This window comes from Pseudomonas sp. LB-090624, from assembly GCF_003205205.1.
GTDB lineage: Bacteria > Pseudomonadota > Gammaproteobacteria > Pseudomonadales > Pseudomonadaceae > Aquipseudomonas.
On record NZ_QJRL01000013.1, the window covers coordinates 73,766 to 92,403 of the forward strand.

The following is an 18,638-nucleotide window of genomic DNA, read 5'->3' on the forward strand; positions in this document are numbered from 1 at the left end:
GCCAAACCACACACTGCACTTGCGAGGACACTATGGCCCGTTTCGGAACGCAAAAACTCTACATTGATGGCGCTTACGTCGACGCTGGCAGCGATGCCACTTTCGAAGCCATCAACCCGGCTACCGGCGAAGTCCTCGCCCACGTGCAACGTGCTACCGAGGCTGACGTCGAGAAAGCCGTCGAAAGCGCCGAGCGTGGCCAGAAAGTCTGGGCGGCGATGACTGCCATGCAGCGTTCGCGCATCCTGCGCCGCGCCGTCGACATCCTGCGCGAGCGCAACGACGAGCTGGCCATGCTGGAAACCCTGGACACTGGCAAGTCGTACTCGGAAACCCGTTACGTCGACATCGTCACCGGCGCCGACGTACTGGAGTACTACGCTGGCCTGGTACCGGCCATCGAGGGTGAACAGATCCCACTGCGCGAATCGTCCTTCGTCTACACCCGCCGCGAGCCGCTGGGCGTGACCGTGGGTATCGGTGCCTGGAACTACCCGATACAGATCGCCCTGTGGAAGTCCGCCCCGGCCCTGGCCGCTGGCAACGCGATGATCTTCAAGCCATCGGAGGTCACCTCGCTGACCACCCTGAAACTGGCCGAGATCTACACCGAAGCCGGCCTGCCGAATGGCGTGTTCAACGTCCTGACCGGCAGCGGCCGCGAAGTCGGCACCTGGCTGACCGAGCACCCACGCATCGAAAAGGTTTCGTTCACCGGCGGCACCACCACCGGCAAGAAGGTCATGGCCAGCGCCTCGAGCTCGTCGCTCAAGGAAGTCACCATGGAACTGGGCGGCAAGTCGCCACTGATCATCTGCGCCGACGCCGACCTGGACAAGGCCGCCGACATCGCCATGATGGCCAACTTCTACAGCTCGGGCCAGGTCTGCACCAACGGCACCCGCGTGTTCATCCCGGCTGACATGAAGGCTGCCTTCGAAGCCAAGATCGCCGAGCGCGTTGCCCGCATCCGCGTTGGCAACCCGGAAGACGAGAACACCAACTTCGGTCCGCTGGTCAGCTTCCAGCACATGGAGAGCGTGCTGGGCTACATCGCCAAGGGCAAGGAAGAAGGTGCCCGCGTGCTGTGCGGTGGCGAGCGCCTGACCGCCGGTGACTTCGCCAATGGTGCCTTCGTTGCGCCGACCGTGTTCACCGACTGCACCGACGACATGACCATCGTCAAGGAAGAGATCTTCGGCCCGGTGATGAGCATCCTCACCTACGAAACCGAGGAAGAAGTGATCCGCCGTGCCAACGACACCGACTACGGCCTGGCTGCCGGTGTCTGCACCAACGATATCACCCGCGCCCACCGGATCATCCACAAGCTCGAAGCCGGCATCTGCTGGATCAACGCCTGGGGTGAGTCGCCGGCCGAAATGCCGGTAGGTGGCTACAAGCAGTCGGGCGTCGGCCGCGAAAACGGCGTCAGCTCGCTGGCTCAATACACTCGCATCAAGTCGGTCCAGGTCGAGCTGGGCGGCTACAACTCGGTTTTCTAAAACCGATCTAGCCACGCCCGTGCTGCCTTGCACGGGCGCTTCCGCTCCCTGATCACCGCCAACACGAGGGTACTTTCATGTCCCAAGAATTCGATTACATCATCGTCGGTGCCGGTTCGGCCGGTAACACCCTGGCTACCCGCCTGACCGAAGACGCCGGCGTCACCGTACTGCTGCTGGAGGCCGGTGGCCCCGACTACCGCTTCGACTTCCGTACCCAGATGCCAGCCGCTCTGGCCTTCCCGCTGCAGGGCCGCCGCTACAACTGGGCCTACGAGACCGACCCAGAGCCGCACATGGACGGCCGTCGCATGGAATGTGGCCGCGGCAAGGGCCTGGGTGGCTCGTCGCTGATCAACGGCATGTGCTACATCCGGGGCAACGCCATGGACTTCGACGGCTGGGCGGAACTGCCAGGCCTGGAAGACTGGACCTACCTCGACTGCCTGCCGTACTTCCGTAAAGCCGAAACCCGCGACATCGGCCCTAACGACTACCATGGCGGCGAAGGCCCGGTCAGCGTTGCCACGCCGAAGGCTGGCAACAACCCGCTGTTCCACGCCATGGTCGAGGCCGGCGTTCAAGCCGGTTACCCGCGTACCGAAGACCTCAACGGCTACCAGCAGGAAGGTTTCGGCCCGATGGACCGCTCGGTGACCAAGAACGGCCGTCGCTCCAGCACCGCCCGTGGCTACCTGGACCAGGCCAAGAAGCGCCCGAACCTGACCATCGTCACCCATGCCCTGAGCGATCGCGTGCTGTTCGACGGCAAGCGCGCCGTAGGCGTAACCTACCTGGTCGGCGACAGCGAAGAACGCGTTGAAGCCCGCGCCCGCAAGGAAGTGATCGTCAGCTCTGGCGCCATCGCTTCGCCGCAGCTGCTGCAGCGCTCCGGCGTCGGCCCGCGCGCCCTGCTGGAAAGCCTCGACATCCCGGTTGTGCACGACCTTCCGGGCGTTGGTGAAAACCTTCAGGACCACCTGGAACTTTACCTGCAGTACGCCTGCACCCAGCCGGTATCGCTGTACCCATCGCTGCTGTGGTGGAACCAGCCGGCCATCGGTGCCGAGTGGTTGTTCAATGGCACCGGCATCGGCGCCAGCAACCAGTTCGAGGCCGGTGGTTTCATTCGTACCCGCCCTGAGTTCAAGTGGCCGAACATCCAGTACCACTTCCTGCCGGTTGCGATTAACTACAACGGCTCAAATGGCGTGAAGGAACATGGCTTCCAGGCGCACATGGGCTCCATGCGCTCGCCTGCCCGTGGCCGCATCCAGGCCAAGTCGAAAGATCCGCGCCAGCACCCGAGCATCCTGTTCAACTACATGTCCACCGAGCAGGACTGGCAGGAATTCCGTGACGGCATTCGCCTGACCCGTGAAATCATGGCCCAGCCGGCGCTGGACCCGTACCGTGGCCGCGAAATCAGCCCGGGCGCCCACGTGCAAACCGACGAAGAACTGGACAAGTTCATCCGCGAGCACGCCGAAACCGCCTTCCACCCGTCTTGCTCGTGCAAGATGGGCACCGACGACATGGCAGTGGTCGATGGCGAAGGCCGCGTGCATGGCATGCAGGGCCTGCGCGTGGTCGACGCGTCGATCATGCCGCTGATCATCACCGGTAACCTCAATGCCACCACGATCATGATTGCCGAAAAGATTTCGGACAAGATCCGTGGTCGCAAACCACTGCCGCGCAGCACCGCCAAATACTACGTGGCGGGGGATGCACCAGTGAAAGGCAAGCCGATGCGTGAAGTGAAGCAAGGCTGAGGCCTTGATCAGGGGCCGCGCAGCGGCCCCTTTCACGTTTGCTCAGGCGGGCGGCGCAAAGAATGTGCGCATCAACGAGTCATCCTCGACTCCCAGTCGCCCCGCCAGTGCCTGGCGATCGAACAACTGTCCTGTGCGCATTTCACGCACGGCCTTCCCGCCTGGCGCCTGCGCCAGTGCCTTCAGGCACACCTCGGTAAAGCGATAATTGTGCCCTTGAACGGCCGTCACCTTTTCCACTTGCAGGTAGCGCCCGGGCATCATCAGAGACTCCGCTTCATCAGGTCGCCTTGAAAAGGGCCCGATGGGCGTCGCCTGCATGTCTTCGCCAGGTTCCAATACATACACTAACGCATTTTCATCAAAAGCCCCCCTGCCGCTGACCTGGGTCTGCGGGTCGTTGAAAACCTCCCAGAGGGCATAGGGGTTTTCCGTGAATGACGTGAAGTCGGTGGTTACCAGCACATCACCCAATTCAATGGCACCCTCACCAACTGCCTGTAAACCCGTGCCCCGCAGGCTGGAGGCAGCCCGATAAAGCCTTACCTGATTACTGACGCCAATCTGCCCAAGTGCGCGGGCAAGGTCATGGCTGCGCTGGATATTCTCGGCGCGAGTGCCCTCCAGCGGCATACCCCGCCACAGGTTGTTGTAGCGCTCCGGCGAGCTGGTGTACTCGGCAATGGCGGGCGAACCAAACCCGAGCTCATCGCGGTAGACGGGGTAGGGCTCACCGAATGCATCCAGATACTCGCCATTGGGCCCTACGGCATCGAGATCAGCCCACGGCACCGCGCCCAACAGGGCTTCCTGCCGCGCCAGCGCCTTATCCGACATAGCCAGCAATTCGTCTGCCGCCGGGGCCATGTAAAGCCCCCAGTCGACCTTGGCGGCAGAGGCTTGCGCCTGACCAGCCACACGCGGGGGGACGTGGCCATCAGTGAACAGCTCGCTGGCACGCATCATGGCTATATCAAGCAGAATGAACAGAATATCCGTCAGTACTGACCACCATGCTGCTGTGCGCCAGGCCTGCTTGCCATTGATTGCCCGGTCCAGGTGCAGAGCCAGGCTTGCGGTGCCCAGACCGAGCGATGCCAATATCACTGGCCAGCCAAGCGGCGTCATCGGCGCAATTATAAAACTCGCTGCTTGCAAGCCCGCCAGCCAATCGGCCTTGCGCAGTTGTGCGTTGGTAGTCAGCCGCTCATGAGCATCGCTGGCCAGATCATCCATGACCGCATCGCGCACATGGACGAACAGGTCCCCTTCAATGGCTGGCCCGGAAATCATGGTGTCGCCCCGCGACTGCGCGAGCAACCTGAAGTAATTGCGTAAACGCGGGCGTAGCGACTGCGCCAGTACCCCATCCCCGACGAACAGCCTGACCAGCCGCTCTCGCCCCACCGTCGTGGCGGCCTGATCAACCATCCACTCCTGAAGCGCATGGCGATCGTCGAATACCCGCACCACAGCCTGTGCATCGGCAAGATAGAGGCACAACCTGCCAGTCTTCAGCTTGTGCAAGAACATGAGCTTGGCGCTGATACCGCCGATGACAAGTGCATTCCATTCAGATTGGGCATTCGCTTGCCTGGCCTGTCGCAGGCCTTGCACGGTACTTGGCAGTGCGGGTACAGCGACCGTCACCGCCATCAGCGCCTGGCGCTCGGGTTTGCTCAACGCAGATTGGCCCACAGCAGCAATGAAGCGGGAGCGGGCCAGGACACAGTAGTCTTCGCCATACCGTGACCGAAACTTGCTCAGTGCCTCGGTATAGCGCCCCGCAAAATCCAACCGCCAGAACGCCTCCAGTACTTGCCGTGGGTCGAGCCGCACTTCGTTGCGCTCGTCATAGACTGTGTGGCTGGCATCCACCCGGTAGAAGCCACCATAAATACTCAACTCGTCAGCACTGGCCTGCTGCTGCGGGCTGAATCGCTGGATGACCAGTTCGGTAAGGCTCAAAGAGCGTCGTGGCGGTCCACTGTGGCGCCAGCCGGTGAAGCTCAACGAACTGCTGACCGCCGACTGGAACTCGTGCCAATAGAGCCCGTCCGGATCCAGCCAATACCCCAGTTGGCGGCGAAGCACATGGCCCGCCGCCTGGCGCGCCAGGTTGTGCAAATCAGGAAATTGCCCGAGCAGGCGCTGGGCCACCTGGGCGAGAGAAATGGTTTCTTTGACATTCATGTCACTTGGCTGCCTGACAGTGGGCAAACCATTACAGCCGCAAGCCGCAGCGACGATGCGGTATCGCTTTACAGCCTGCGTCGGCCTCAGGTTAGAATCGATTGGCACGCGACCTGCTAGCTTTTGCTGGAAAATGCGCTACCACGTCCCTTCCCCGCTGTCTCGGAGTACCTGCCTTTGGATGCAAGCACCATCAACAGCCTGTTCTTGATCGGCGCATTGCTGGTGGGCGCAAGTATCCTGGTCAGTTCGCTATCGTCGCGGCTGGGCATTCCTATTCTGGTCATCATCCTCGCCGTCGGCATGGTCGCCGGTGTCGATGGTGGCGGCATCATCTTCAACAACTACCCGACCGCCTATTTGGTGGGCAACCTGGCATTGGCCGTGATCCTGCTCGACGGTGGCCTGCGCACGCGGGTGGCAAGCTTCCGCGTGGCGTTGTGGCCGGCGCTGTCGCTGGCCACGGTCGGGGTGATGATCACCACTGCCCTCACCGGCCTGGTTGCCGCCTGGCTGTTCAACCTGAGCCTGATCCAGGGCTTGCTGATCGGTGCCATCGTTGGCTCCACCGATGCCGCTGCGGTGTTCTCGCTGCTGGGCGGCAAAGGGCTGAACGAACGGGTTACCGCCACCCTGGAGATCGAGTCGGGCAGCAACGACCCGATGGCCGTGTTCCTCACAGTCACCCTGATCGACATGATCGCCAGCGGCCAGACCGGCCTGCACTGGAGCCTGCTGGGCCACTTGCTGCGCGAATTCGGCATCGGCGGGCTGCTCGGCCTGGGTGGCGGCTGGCTGATGCTGCAATTGGTCAACCGCATCAACCTGGCCGGTGGCCTGTATCCGATTCTGGTGGTGGCCGGCGGACTGGTGGTGTTCTCGCTGACCAACGCCCTGCACGGCAGTGGCTTCCTCGCCGTGTACCTGTGCGGCCTGGTGCTCGGCAACAAGCCTATCCGCAGCCGCCACGGCATCCTGCACATGCTCGACGGCATGGCCTGGCTGGCGCAGATCGGCATGTTCCTGGTGCTCGGGCTGCTGGTCACTCCGCACGATTTGCTGCCCATCGCCCTGCCTGCGCTGGGCCTGGCGCTGTGGATGATTCTGGTGGCGCGGCCGCTGTCGGTGGTTGCCGCCCTGCTGCCGTTCAAGGCCTTCCACGGTCGCGAGAAAGGCTTCATTTCCTGGGTCGGGCTGCGTGGCGCGGTACCGATCATTCTGGCAGTGTTCCCGCTGATGGCCGGCCTGCCAGACGCCCAGCTGTTCTTCAACCTGGCGTTCTTCATCGTGCTGGTGTCACTGCTGGTGCAAGGCACCAGCCTGCCGTGGATGGCCAAGCTGCTGAAAGTGACCGTACCGCCAGACCCGGCGCCAATTTCCCGCTCTGCCCTGGAGGTGCATATCACCAGCGAGTGGGAAATGTTCGTCTACCGCCTGGGCGCCGAAAAGTGGTGCATCGGCGCCGCCCTGCGCGAGCTGAAAATGCCCGAAGGCACGCGGATTGCCGCCCTGTTCCGTGGCGAGCAACTGCTTCACCCGTCTGGCAGCACCGTGCTGGAAGTGGGCGACATGCTCTGCGTGATCGGCCACGAGCACAACCTGCCGGCCCTCGGCAAGTTGTTCAGCCAGGCGCCACAGCGTGGCCTGGACCTGCGTTTCTTCGGCGACTTCGTGCTCGAAGGCGATGCCGAACTGGGTGCTGTGGCAGCGTTGTATGGCCTGAAACTGGATGGTCTGGACGCGAAAATGCCGCTGGCACAGTTCATCCGACAGAAGGTCGGAGGCGCTCCAGTAGTAGGTGACCAGGTCGACTGGCATGGCACGATCTGGACCGTGGCGACCATGGACGGGAACAAGATCCAGAAAGTAGGCGTCAGATTCCCCGAAGGAACGCGACCCGGACCAGGATTGTTCCTCTAAACTTCGTTTCTGCCGGATCCACAAGTAGTCTGCCTATGTCCCTGCGCGTGTACCTTCGCACAGCCCTGCTCGGGCTGTGTCTGTCCCTTCCTTTTGCCGCCAACGCGGCAGAAGCCCCGAGCACCGCCAGCATCCAGAACAGCCTCGACAAGATCGCCGAGCGCAAGCTGCCCGAAGCTGACCAGAAGGCCTTGCAGCAAGTGCTCGAACAAACGTTGAGCCTGCTGGCCAGCAAGGAAGACAACGAGAAGAAGCTTGCCGCGCTGAAGCAGCAACTGGCCGGCGCCCCCAAGGAAACCAGCGACAGCCAGAAAGAACTCGCCAGGCTCAAGGAAAGCAAGGCGCAGCCCGTGCCGCAGCGCTACGCCAACCTCAGTGTGCCGCAGCTGGAACAGATGCTCAGCGAGCGCAACACCCAGCAGGGTGAGCTACAGAAAGCGCTGTCCGAAGCCAACAGCCTGATCATCAACTCGCAAACCCGCCCCGAGCGCGCCCAGGCCGAGATCAGCAGCAGCCAGACCCGCACCCAGCAGATCAACAACATCCTCAAGACCGGCAAGGACGGCGGTAAATCGATCAACGCCGACCAGCGCAACCAGCTGAACGCCGAACTGGCCTCGCTCAACGCGCTTACCCTGCTGCGCCGCCAGGAACTGGCCGGCAACAGCCTGCTGCAAGACCTGGGCAATGCCCGTCACGACCTGCTGATCGAGCGTGCCGCGCGCCTGGAACAGGAAATCCAGGACCTGCAGACGCTGATCAACGACAAACGCCTGGCCCAGTCGCAAGAGGCGGTCACCCAGCAATCGATCGAGGCCCAGAAAGCCGGAGGCAGCAGCCTGCTGGCCAGCGAGAGCGCGGCCAACCTCAAGCTCTCCGACTACCTGCTCAAAAGCACCGACCGCCTGAACGAGCTGACCCAACAGAACTTGCGCACCAAGCAGCAACTCGACAGCCTTACCCAGGCCGATCAGGCGCTGGACGAGCAGATCAGCGTACTCAAGGGCAGCCTGCTGCTGTCGAAGATCCTCTACAAACAGAAGCAGGCGTTGCCGCACCTCAAGCTCGACCGTGACCTGGCCGATCAGATCGCCGATATCCGCCTGTATCAGTTCGAGATCAACCAGCAACGCGAACAGATGAGCAGCCCGGTCACCTACGTCGACAAACTGCTGGCCAGCCAGCCGCAGGCAGACGTCACCCCAGCCTTGCGCAAAGCCCTGCTGGAGGTGGCGATCACCCGCAGCGATCTGCTCGAGCGCCTGAACCGCGAACTGTCGGCACTGCTCAACGAGTCGATCACCCTGCAACTCAACCAGAAGCAACTGCTTGGCACCGCACAGGGTTTGCGCACCACCCTCGACGAGCAGATGTTCTGGATACCCAGTAACAAGCCGCTGGACTGGGACTGGTTGACCTATGTTCCAGAGCGCTTGGCCAAACAGGTTGCCGACCTGCCATGGGGCTCCGGCCTGAAAGAGCTGGCCGACGGCCTGAGCCAGCGTCCATTGCTGTTTCTGCCCCTGCTGCTGGTTATCGGCGCGCTGCTGTGGCGCCGCAAATACCTGTATGAGCGGCTAAGCAAGGTACATCAGGATATCGGCCACTTCCGCCGTGACAGCCAGTGGCACACGCCGCAGGCGATCCTCATCAACATCCTGCTGGCCATGCCGGTCAGCCTGGGCCTGGCCTTGTGCAGCTACGCGTTGCAGATCGACGCGCGCGGGCAGAACGCCAACCTGGGCGCCGCGCTCTGGCAACTGGCCCAAGCCTGGCTGGTGTTCTACACCGCTTACCGCATCCTCGCCCCCGGCGGCGTAGCAGAAATCCATTTCCGCTGGCACAAGCCGCAAGTCGAGTTCCTGCGCGGCTGGGTGCGTCGCCTGGGCACCGTGGTGCTGGCATTGGTCGGCGTGGTGGCGGTTGCCGAGCACCAGCCTTCAGCACTGGCCGATGACGTGCTGGGGATCGGCGTGGTGCTGACCTGTTACGCGTTGATGGCCTGGCTGCTCAGCCGCCTGCTGCTGAGCAGCCCGGCGCACCGCGACACCTCGCTGTTCCGCAAGGCGGTAGGCGTGGCCTTCACCGCATTGCCAATCGCCTTGTTCGTGGCGGTGTGCTTCGGCTATTACTACACCGCACTGAAACTCACCGACCGGCTGATCTACACCCTGTATCTGCTGCTGTTCTGGCTGGTAATCGAAGCTGCATTCGTGCGCGGCCTGTCGGTAGCGGCGCGGCGGCTGGCCTACCAGCGCGCGCTGAGCAAGCGGGCGGCGGCCAAGGAAGGGCTGGACGGCGAGGTCATCACCGAAGAGCCGACCCTGGACATCGAACAGGTCAACCAGCAGTCGCTGCGCCTGATCCGCCTGGCCCTGCTCGGCGGTTTCATCGCCGGCCTGTACTGGGTGTGGTCCGACCTGATATCGGTGTTCGCCTACCTCAACAATTTCGTCCTCTACGAATACACCAGCGGCACCGGCGCCGCCGCCAGCATGGTGCCGATCAGCCTTGGCGACCTGCTGGGCGCGCTGGTGATCGTCGGCATCACCTTCGCCCTCGCCGGCAACTTGCCGGGCCTGCTGGAAGTGCTGGTGCTGTCTCGCCTGAACCTGGCCCAGGGCAGCGCGTACGCCACCACCACGCTGCTTTCGTACACCATTGTCGGCATCGGCATCGTCAGCACCCTGTCGACCCTCGGGGTGAGCTGGGACAAGCTGCAATGGCTGGTGGCCGCGCTGTCGGTGGGCCTGGGCTTCGGCATGCAGGAGATCTTCGCCAACTTCATCTCCGGCATCATGATCCTGTTCGAGCGCCCGGTGCGCATCGGCGACACCATCACCATCGGCAACCTGTCGGGCACGGTAAGCAAGATCCGCATCCGCGCCACCACCATCACCGATTTCGACCGCAAGGACATCATCGTCCCCAACAAGACCTTCATCACCGGCCAGCTGATCAACTGGTCGCTGACCGACACGGTCACGCGGGTGACGCTGAAGCTGGGCATCGACTACGGCTCCGACCTTGACCTGGTGCGTGACCTGCTGCTCAAGGGGGCGCATGAAAACCCACGGGTGCTCAAGGACCCGGAGCCGATCGTGTACTTCCTCAACTTCGGCGAAAGCTCGCTGGACCATGAGCTGCGCATGCATGTACGCGACCTGGGCGACCGCAACCCGACGCTGGACGAGCTCAACCGCTACATCAGCCGTGAATTCAAGGCGCATGACATCAAGATCTCGGTGCGCCAGGTCGAGGTGTTCTTGATAGACCCCAAAGGCGGCAAGCAGCAGTTGATTCCCGTGGAGCAGCCAAAACCCGATGGCACTGCTTCGGCCTGAGTGGGTTCGAATACTTTATTCTGTGCAGACCCCCTGCGAGGGCTTCGCCCTCGTTCGCGTCGGGACGCCGAACAGCCGCGAAGGGCCGCCAAGCGGCCCCAGCCAATCAATCTCAGGAGCCGGCTCGTGAAAACCCTCGACCAACTCACCTTCGACAACCGCTTCGCCCGCCTGGGCGATGCGTTCTCCACCCAGGTGCTGCCCGAACCCATCGCAGACCCGCGCCTGGTGGTAGCGAGCGAATCGGCCATGGCCCTGCTTGACCTCGACACGGCCCAGGCCGAGCAGCCGGTATTCGCCGAGCTTTTCAGCGGCCACAAGCTGTGGGAAGAAGCCGACCCACGGGCAATGGTGTATTCCGGCCACCAGTTCGGCTCGTACAACCCACGGCTGGGTGATGGCCGCGGCCTGCTGCTGGCCGAAGTGCTGAACGACGCTGGCGAACACTGGGACCTGCACCTCAAGGGCGCCGGCCAGACCCCGTACTCGCGCATGGGCGACGGCCGCGCCGTGCTCCGCTCGTCGATCCGTGAATTCCTCGCCTCCGAAGCCCTGCATGCCCTGGGCATCCCTACCAGCCGGGCACTGTGCGTCATCGGCTCAAGCACTCCGGTGTGGCGCGAAACCCGCGAGAGCGCCGCCATGCTCACGCGCCTGGCGCAGAGCCACGTGCGCTTCGGCCATTTCGAGTATTTCTACTACACCAAGCAGCCGGAACAGCAACGTGTTCTGATCGACCACGTGCTACAGCAGCACTACCCCGAATGCCGCGATGCCGAACAACCTTACCTGGCCATGTTCCGCACCATCGTCGAGCGCAATGCCGAGCTGATCGCCCGCTGGCAAGCTTATGGCTTCTGCCACGGGGTGATGAACACCGACAACATGTCGATCCTCGGCATCACCTTCGACTTCGGTCCGTACGCCTTCCTCGACGACTTCGACGCCAACTTCATCTGCAACCACTCAGACGACCGTGGCCGTTACAGCTACGCCAACCAGGTGCCCATCGCCCACTGGAACCTCAGCGCGCTGGCCCAGGCACTGACCACGGTGATCGAGGTTGAGCCGCTCAAGGAGGCGCTGGGGCTGTTCCTGCCGCTGTACCAGGCCCATTATCTGGACCTGATGCGCCGGCGTCTGGGCCTGACCACTGCCGAGGATGACGACATGGCGCTGGTCGAGCGCCTGCTGCAGTGCATGCAGCGTGGTGGCGTCGACTACAGCCTGTTCTTCCGCAAGCTGGGTGAGCAGCCGGTGACCGAGGCCCTGAAGGTGGTGCGCGACGACTTCATCGACCTGGCCGGCTTTGATGCCTGGGGCGCGGATTACCTGGCCCGCTGTGAACGCGAACCCGGCAATGCCGAAGGCCGCCGTGAACGGATGCAGGCGGTGAACCCGCTGTATGTGCTGCGCAACTACCTGGCGCAGAAAGCCATCGAAGCGGCCGAGGCAGGGGATTACAGTGAAGTACGCCGATTGCATCAGGTACTGACCAGCCCCTTCGAGGAACAGCCCGGCATGCAGGCCTACGCCGAGCGACCGCCGGAGTGGGGCAAGCACCTGGAAATCAGTTGTTCTTCCTGAGTAACGCCGCGTCTACAAGAAATTTAGGGGGTACGCGTGACCGGGTTGGGGCGACCAAGCGTACGCCTTGAGGGGGGTGCGCCTGTGAGACCGAGCGCCGCCCGCGCGGCGCATCGCGAGCTGTGCTCGCTCCTACGTTTGTTTCGGGCCAATAACGCCTGTGACAGGCGCGCGCGACCGCCTTGTTTGTACGACGCGATATCGCGCCATGCGCCAAGGCGTACGCGCGCGAATCCCACAGGAAAAATTGGCCCGAAACAAACGTAGGAGCGAGCGCAGCTCGCGATGCGCCGCGCGGGCGGCGCTCGATCTCATAAGCGAAGAAAATCCCCCGCCAACCGCCCGGGGCTATTCAACCGTTCTCTTCGAGCAACGAATGCAACTCGACAAACTGCTGGGTCAACTTGTGCTTGGGCTCCAGGTGAATCAGCGGCAGGCTGGCGTGGTGCGATTCACGCATTTTCACTGAGCTGCCCAGGTACACCGGTAGCACCGGGAGCCCCTCTGCCAGCAGTTCGTCGAGCATCTGCTGCGGCAGGCTGGCACGTGACTGGAACTGGTTGACCACGATGCCCTCGACCAGCAGGTCTTCGTTATGGTCTTCCTTGAGGTCTTCGATCTCGGCCAGCAGGCCATACAGGGCCTGGCGCGAGAAACTGTCGCAGTCGAAAGGAATCAGCACGCGATCGGCAGCAATCAGCGCCGAAACCGCATAGAAGTTGAGCGCTGGCGGGGTATCAATGTAAATCCGCTCGTAATCCTCATCCAGCTCGTCGAGCAACTTACGCAGCTTGTTGATCTTGTGCTTGGCCTCGAGCTTGGGTTGCAGGTCGGCCAGCTCTGGGGTGGCGGTAACCACATGCAGGTTGTCGAACGGGGTTTCGTAGATGTCGACCTTGTTCTTTTTGCTGAATGGCCCACTGGACAGGCTTTGCTTGAAGAAGTCGGCAATGCCCATGGGGATGTCCTCACCCGTGAGGCCGGTGAGGTACTGAGTTGAGTTGGCCTGGGCATCCAGGTCGATCAACAGGGTCCGATAGCCTTCATTGGCACTGACCGCCGCCAGGTTGCAGGCGATGCTCGACTTGCCTACGCCACCTTTCTGATTGAACACCACGCGCCGCATGATTGACCTCCGTGTTTCAACGAATGACCGAGTATGTGGCGCTGCCGCAGCAATGGCCAGTGCCATTTGCCGGGTATGGATGGACCTGCTCCTCAGCCATAGGCCTGGCCGATGACCAGCTCGGCAAACGCCTTGGCCATGGCCGAGCCGCCACGCTCGCGTTGCACCAACCATACCGCTGACATCGCCCCCTCATCGAGCAGGGTGCGATACACCACACCTTCAATGCGCATGCGCTGGAACGAGGCCGGCAGCACCGATACCCCGAGCCCCGCCGATACCAGGCCGATAATGGTCATCGCCTCCCCTGCCTCCTGGGCAAAATGCGGGCTGAAGCCCGCCTGCCGCGCCAGGCTCAGCAACTGCGCATGCAACCCGCTGCCGTAACTGCGCGGAAAGAACACGAACGGCTCATGGGCCAGCGCCGCCATATGCACCCCCTCCTCCGTGCCTTCAGCCAGTGGATGCGAAGCGTTGATTACCGCCACCAGTGGCTCACGGAACAGTTCGGTGGCCAGCAACCCCTCAGGCAACGGCATCGGCCGCATCAGGCCCACTTCGATGGATTCGTCGAACACCGCCTCGGCGACATCCCGGCTGCTCATTTCCTGGAGGTTCAGATGCACCGCCGGAAACCGCTGCCGGAAGGCGTGGATGGCCTTGGGTATCTTCGAGGTGAAAGGTGCCGAAGAAGTAAAACCAATCTTCATTTCGCCCAGCTCGCCCAGCTGTGCACGCCGAGCGACATCCGCGGCCTTCTCGACCTGCGCCAGCACCTGGCGTGCCTCTTCAAGGAACAGCCGGCCCGCCTCGCTCAGTTCGACCCGACGATTGGTACGCTCGAACAGACGTGCGCCCAGTTCCTGCTCCAGCGCCTGGATCTGCTGGCTCAGGGGTGGCTGAGAAATGCCCAACTGCTGAGCGGCGCGGCCAAAGTGCAATTCTTCGGCAACAGCGATGAAATAACGCAGATGGCGCAGTTCCATGATCGGCTCCAAACAAGTCGCAGTACGTCTTAAATAGGTCGAACAATATATTGGATCTAATCATTAGCTAGCTATATGCTTTTTTCATTGCGCCAGAGGTACCCACCGTGAAAACTGCTGTAGCCCCCCTTCCTGCCGAGCCAGAGCCTGCTCCCCTGAACGAAATGTGGATCGAAAAAGGCACCCCCGCCTTCATGAAAACCGTGCTGGCCCTGTTCAGCGGCGGCTTTGCCACCTTCGCCCTGCTGTATTGCGTGCAGCCGATGATGCCGCTGCTGTCGAAGGAGTTTTCCATCAACGCGGCGCAGAGCAGCCTGGTGTTGTCGGTAGCAACTGCCATGCTGGCGTTCGGCCTGTTGATAACCGGGCCCGTCTCTGACCGCATCGGGCGCAAGCCGGTGATGGTGTTCGCCCTGGTCTGCGCCGCCCTGTCCACACTGGCCAGCGCAGTGATGCCGAGCTGGGAGCTGGTGCTGGCCACACGTGCGCTGGTGGGCCTGTCGCTGAGCGGCCTGGCGGCAGTGGCAATGACCTATTTGAGCGAGGAAATCCACCCACAGCACATCGGCCTGGCCATGGGCCTGTACATTGGTGGCAACGCGATTGGCGGCATGAGCGGGCGGCTGATAACCGGCGTATTGATCGACTTCGTGAGCTGGCATACCGCGATGCTGACCATTGGCGGCCTCGCCCTGGTGGCTGCGCTGGTGTTCTGGAAGGTGCTGCCGGAATCACGTAACTTCCGCCCACAGACGATGAACCCGCGCAACCTGCTGAATGGTTTTGTCATGCACTTCAAGGATGCCGGCCTGCCTTGGCTTTTCCTGGAAGCCTTCCTGCTGATGGGCGCCTTCGTCACCCTGTTCAACTACATCGGCTACCGTCTGCTCGCCGAGCCCTACCACATGAACCAGGCGCTCGTCGGTTTGCTGTCGGTAGTGTACCTGTCCGGTATCTACAGCTCGGCGCAAGTCGGTGCCCTGGCGGACAAGCTGGGCCGGCGCAAGGTGTTCTGGGCCAGTATCGTGGTGATGGCGGGTGGCTTGCTGATGACCCTGGCCAGCCCGCTGGCGATGGTGATCGTGGGCATGCTGGTGTTCACCTTTGGCTTCTTTGGCGCGCACTCGGTGGCCAGCAGCTGGATCGGCCGCCGGGCGCTGAAAGCCAAGGGGCAGGCATCGTCGCTGTACCTGTTCAGCTATTACGCAGGGTCCAGCGTGGCCGGTACGGCGGGCGGGGTGTTCTGGCACCAGTGGGGCTGGAACGGCATAGGGCTGTTCATTGGCAGCTTGCTGGCCGTGGCGTTACTGGTGGCGTTGCACTTGAGCAAGTTACCACCCAAATCGATGTGAGGCGTTCGCGGGCATGCCCGCGAACGGGCCCTTGGATCAGTTGATGATCTCGACCATATCCACATCGACCTCCCGGCTCATCAGGTGTTTCTCCACCTCACCGGTCAGCTTGACCTTGGTCTTTTCGTTGAACGGGGTCGGCGGCAAGTCTTCATCATCAATTTCTACGCTGAGGGTGCCGGTGTTGTCCTTGAATTCGTACTTGTCGTCGTTGTTGATCTTCTTGGTCACGAAGCCCTGCAGTACCACCGGGGTGTCATCGGCGGCATCGTTGGCCGCGGCAACGGTGGTAACCGGCTGAGCACCGGGGCCGGTGTAGCCCGCAGCCAAGGCGGCAGTGCTGAATAGCGGGGCAAGGATCAGGGCGAGGTAGCGAGCTTTCATGGTGGCAGGTCCTGTTTCGTTTTCGATGGGAACAGCCTACCCAAGCTGGCTGAAGCGAATCTTAATTGGCTCAGGCTCCGTCCAGCTCCAGTACCAGTTGCGCTTGCAACTGTTCGCCGGTCACCTGCAACTGCAAACTGCGGAACTGCACGCCATCACCTTCCAGCGCGTGTAGCCAAACCAGCAGTTTCGCAGGCTCGCCCTCCAGGCTGACGTCCACCTGAGCGGCACGCGTCTGCAACCCGGTGATTCGCAGCCCAGCAGCCAGCGCTCGCGCATTCAGCCCGGCGGGCGTCAGTGCCTGCACAGCTTCCAGGGCCATGGCTGGGCCTGCCGCAACCCTCTGCAGGTGCCCGGCCAGCTCCAGGGCTCGCGCATGATCACGCTCGGCCTGCTGCAAGCGCTGCTTGCCGGGGCTCCAGGCAACGTGCCAGAGAACGACCAAGGCCAGGCTCCAGAGAGTGGCCACTATCAATCCTCGCCGCGCACCGGGTATCGATTGCCATTGGCGTAGGCAGGCCTGCCCAAACCACCGCATCATAGAGCACCCTGCCACGTCAGGGTCGCCCGCACGCCTTGCCCGGCCTGGCGCGCCTGGTCCATCAGCACCGCAGGCGTCCGTTGACGCAAGCGCTCAAGGTCAGCGAACCCCTGCGCTACCACTTCCATGCGCCACCCTTCTGTGGGGCTGGACACAGCCCGTTCAACGGTGATGTTCCCGGCTTCAACCAACCGCTCGCTGAATGCTGCCAGTGCCTCGACAGTGGTCATTGCCCGGGGGCGGAACTCCAGCGCCCTGACCTGCGCAACCAGGTCGCCAGTGACAGGCTGCCCTGGCGCCCAGCGCTGAAATGCCTGAACGTTCTCGGCATCCAGCTGTGTCGTGCGGTGCGTCAACCACGCGATACGCTGATGATCCGCCAGGCACACCATTGCCATTGCCAGCAGCACCCCGCCCGCCAAGGCGGACCAAGGCAAGGCCGATCCGGGTCGCCGGAATGCCCCCTGGCGCAGGTCCAGGGCCGTGGCTCGCCCTTGCACCAGGGTGTGGACGGCGCTATCGACTGTGTGGTTGCAGAGCACCTCCCCTGCATGAGCAGGTTCGGCCTGCCACGCCATCGGCGGCAACTGCTGCGCCAGGACCTCGGCGGCCTGCGGACTGGCGACCAGGCATAGACCATTCGTACCCCCCAGCAGCCAGCGGCCCTCGAACCACAATGCGCAGGGCTGCCCGGCCCCCAGCAGGTCGGCATCGGCGTAGATGCCAAGCGGGTCGATACCCTGGGCTTGCAGCAGGGCCATCAGGTGGGCCATGACCTGAAGCTCTATCACCAACGCGCGGCGATGCCCTTGCGCACAGGGCGGACCAAACACCAAATGCAACGTTTCCAGCGGCGCTGCCAACTGATCCTCGGCGGCGTACGCCAATGTTTCCGGTTTCGGCCGTTTACCCGGTACAGGGCCGATCTCACAGCTGCCCAGCATTTCCATGGGCACCACCACGATCACCGGGCCCGACAGGGTCGAGGCCAGCTCACCCAGGCGCGCCTTGCTCAGGTTGCCGTCCCCCGAACGCAACCATACCGGCCACTGCGCATCAGCTGCCACAATCCCTTCGGGCAACAGGTACAACCAGTTCTCACTCATCCGCACTTCGCTCCCGCCTTGCCGAAAACACACGCCGCACCACACGAACCTGGTGCGTGTTCAAATCGATCTCCAGATCGCTGTACAAGTACATGCGCCGGCCTGCCAGCTCCGCCTGTACCTCCAGGCGAAACCAGCGGCTGCTCACTGCCAGCCCACGCCTGTCCAGGCCCTGGCCCTCCAGCTGGGGCTGGGCAAGAAAGCGCTCCACGGTGGGGTATCCCGCTTCGGGGCGCGCCCTTGCCAGCTCCGCGGCCACCGTCGGTGACAGCTCGGCGAACGCCGCCAGCAAGCGCGGCGGGGCCGTATTGATGTTGAGCCGCGCCTCCTTGGGCAGTACCACTACCCACGGTCGCAACCGCGTCATCACCTCGGCGGTTACCCCAGGCAATGCGCGCAACTGGGTTGGATCGAGCATTGGCTGGCCAACGAGCCCGTCCAATGCCGGCGGCTCCAGCTGCAATGAATGGCATAGGCGTTCCCAGCGCTCGAGCAGCAACGGGTCGGGCGCCTTTCCGGTAATCAGGGCTCCCAGGTTCAGCCGACCCGAAAGGTCTTCCAACTGCAGGGTTACCTGCCCTTGATCGAGGTTCAACGCCCGGGGCTGGGCCCAGGCTTGCCGATCATGGGTGACCTGCAAGACCTCGCCCAGCTCGCGGCGCAGGCTCACCAGACCCTGCTGCTCGCCTGCATGGGCCAGGCGCAATAAACGCGTACCCTCGGTCTGCCGGGTAACCCCGCCAACCAACAGTTGATGGCTGTGCAACATGCCGGCTACCAGCATCGTGAGCAGCGCCATGACCAGCAGCACGGTAACCA

13 protein-coding genes are annotated in these 18,638 nt (G+C 62.9%); 6 read left to right on the plus strand and 7 right to left on the minus strand.

From position 1 onward, the window contains the following. The first annotated feature begins 32 nt into the window (after window positions 1-32). Together betB and betA are read left to right on the plus strand one after the other, a co-directional pair. On the plus strand, window positions 33-1,505 hold the full coding sequence (gene betB, locus DMX11_RS14450; protein ID WP_110745137.1) for a betaine-aldehyde dehydrogenase: 1,473 nt from the start codon (window positions 33-35) through the stop codon (window positions 1,503-1,505). A 77-nt stretch (window positions 1,506-1,582) separates the two neighbouring features. Further along, window positions 1,583-3,280 carry a choline dehydrogenase gene (gene betA, locus DMX11_RS14455; RefSeq protein ID WP_110745138.1) on the plus strand — a complete coding sequence of 566 codons (1,698 nt, stop codon included), beginning with the start codon at window positions 1,583-1,585 and terminating at the stop codon, window positions 3,278-3,280. A gap of 42 nt (window positions 3,281-3,322) precedes the next feature. Here the strand turns inward: betA and DMX11_RS14460 are convergent, their stop codons facing one another. Further along, window positions 3,323-5,473 carry a dermonecrotic toxin domain-containing protein gene (locus tag DMX11_RS14460; RefSeq protein WP_110745139.1) on the minus strand — a complete coding sequence of 717 codons (2,151 nt, stop codon included), beginning with the start codon at window positions 5,471-5,473 and terminating at the stop codon, window positions 3,323-3,325. A gap of 177 nt (window positions 5,474-5,650) precedes the next feature. Here DMX11_RS14460 and DMX11_RS14465 point away from each other — a divergent pair, with 177 nt between their 5' ends. The 3 genes from DMX11_RS14465 to selO all read left to right on the plus strand — a co-directional run bounded on the left by DMX11_RS14465 (window position 5,651) and on the right by selO (window position 12,324). Further along, window positions 5,651-7,393: a potassium/proton antiporter gene (locus DMX11_RS14465; RefSeq protein ID WP_110745140.1), complete on the plus strand. Its 1,743-nt coding sequence runs from the start codon at window positions 5,651-5,653 to the stop codon at window positions 7,391-7,393. 35 nt (window positions 7,394-7,428) lie between these two features. Further along, a complete protein-coding gene (gene mscK, locus DMX11_RS14470; protein WP_110745141.1) occupies window positions 7,429-10,737 on the plus strand; it encodes a mechanosensitive channel MscK in 3,309 nt (1,102 codons plus the stop codon). Window positions 10,738-10,863: 126 nt separating this feature from the next. Next, entirely contained in the window at window positions 10,864-12,324 is a 1,461-nt protein-coding gene (selO, locus tag DMX11_RS14475) for a protein adenylyltransferase SelO (RefSeq protein ID WP_110745142.1), read from the plus strand. Between the two features lie 352 nt (window positions 12,325-12,676). Here selO and DMX11_RS14480 read toward each other — a convergent pair whose 3' ends face one another. Continuing rightward, window positions 12,677-13,450, minus strand: a complete 774-nt coding sequence (locus tag DMX11_RS14480) for a ParA family protein (protein WP_110745143.1) — start codon at window positions 13,448-13,450, stop codon at window positions 12,677-12,679. 92 nt (window positions 13,451-13,542) lie between these two features. Further along, window positions 13,543-14,436 carry a LysR family transcriptional regulator gene (locus tag DMX11_RS14485; protein WP_110745144.1) on the minus strand — a complete coding sequence of 298 codons (894 nt, stop codon included), beginning with the start codon at window positions 14,434-14,436 and terminating at the stop codon, window positions 13,543-13,545. Between the two features lie 164 nt (window positions 14,437-14,600). Here DMX11_RS14485 and DMX11_RS14490 point away from each other — a divergent pair, with 164 nt between their 5' ends. Continuing rightward, on the plus strand, window positions 14,601-15,788 hold the full coding sequence (locus tag DMX11_RS14490) for an MFS transporter (protein ID WP_256590619.1): 1,188 nt from the start codon (window positions 14,601-14,603) through the stop codon (window positions 15,786-15,788). A gap of 36 nt (window positions 15,789-15,824) precedes the next feature. Here the strand turns inward: DMX11_RS14490 and DMX11_RS14495 are convergent, their stop codons facing one another. The 4 genes from DMX11_RS14495 to DMX11_RS14510 all read right to left on the minus strand — a co-directional run bounded on the left by DMX11_RS14495 (window position 15,825) and on the right by DMX11_RS14510 (window position 18,618). Then, window positions 15,825-16,172 carry a YgiW/YdeI family stress tolerance OB fold protein gene (locus tag DMX11_RS14495; RefSeq protein WP_110745146.1) on the minus strand — a complete coding sequence of 116 codons (348 nt, stop codon included), beginning with the start codon at window positions 16,170-16,172 and terminating at the stop codon, window positions 15,825-15,827. A gap of 70 nt (window positions 16,173-16,242) precedes the next feature. Further along, a complete protein-coding gene (gene gspM, locus DMX11_RS14500) occupies window positions 16,243-16,713 on the minus strand; it encodes a type II secretion system protein GspM (RefSeq protein WP_110745147.1) in 471 nt (156 codons plus the stop codon). Further along, window positions 16,710-17,819: a type II secretion system protein GspL gene (gene gspL / locus DMX11_RS14505; RefSeq protein ID WP_110745148.1), complete on the minus strand. Its 1,110-nt coding sequence runs from the start codon at window positions 17,817-17,819 to the stop codon at window positions 16,710-16,712. Before gspL ends, gspM begins: the two co-directional genes overlap by 4 nt. Beyond that, a complete protein-coding gene (locus DMX11_RS14510; protein ID WP_146230361.1) occupies window positions 17,812-18,618 on the minus strand; it encodes a general secretion pathway protein GspK in 807 nt (268 codons plus the stop codon). Before DMX11_RS14510 ends, gspL begins: the two co-directional genes overlap by 8 nt. Between the last annotated feature and the right edge of the window lie 20 nt (window positions 18,619-18,638).

Bases quoted from the DNA above. Each gene is read 5' to 3' on its own strand.
- betB (WP_110745137.1), top strand. From the start codon at position 33: ATGGCCCGTTTCGGAACGCAAAAACTCTACATTGATGGCGCTTACGTC.
- DMX11_RS14460 (WP_110745139.1), bottom strand. From the start codon at position 5,473: ATGAATGTCAAAGAAACCATTTCTCTCGCCCAGGTGGCCCAGCGCCTG.
- DMX11_RS14510 (WP_146230361.1), bottom strand. From the start codon at position 18,618: ATGGCGCTGCTCACGATGCTGGTAGCCGGCATGTTGCACAGCCATCAA.
- DMX11_RS14480 (WP_110745143.1), bottom strand. From the start codon at position 13,450: ATGCGGCGCGTGGTGTTCAATCAGAAAGGTGGCGTAGGCAAGTCGAGC.
- betA (WP_110745138.1), top strand. From the start codon at position 1,583: ATGTCCCAAGAATTCGATTACATCATCGTCGGTGCCGGTTCGGCCGGT.
- gspM (WP_110745147.1), bottom strand. From the start codon at position 16,713: ATGATGCGGTGGTTTGGGCAGGCCTGCCTACGCCAATGGCAATCGATA.
- DMX11_RS14495 (WP_110745146.1), bottom strand. From the start codon at position 16,172: ATGAAAGCTCGCTACCTCGCCCTGATCCTTGCCCCGCTATTCAGCACT.
- DMX11_RS14485 (WP_110745144.1), bottom strand. From the start codon at position 14,436: ATGGAACTGCGCCATCTGCGTTATTTCATCGCTGTTGCCGAAGAATTG.
- mscK (WP_110745141.1), top strand. From the start codon at position 7,429: ATGTCCCTGCGCGTGTACCTTCGCACAGCCCTGCTCGGGCTGTGTCTG.
- gspL (WP_110745148.1), bottom strand. From the start codon at position 17,819: ATGAGTGAGAACTGGTTGTACCTGTTGCCCGAAGGGATTGTGGCAGCT.
- DMX11_RS14490 (WP_256590619.1), top strand. From the start codon at position 14,601: ATGTGGATCGAAAAAGGCACCCCCGCCTTCATGAAAACCGTGCTGGCC.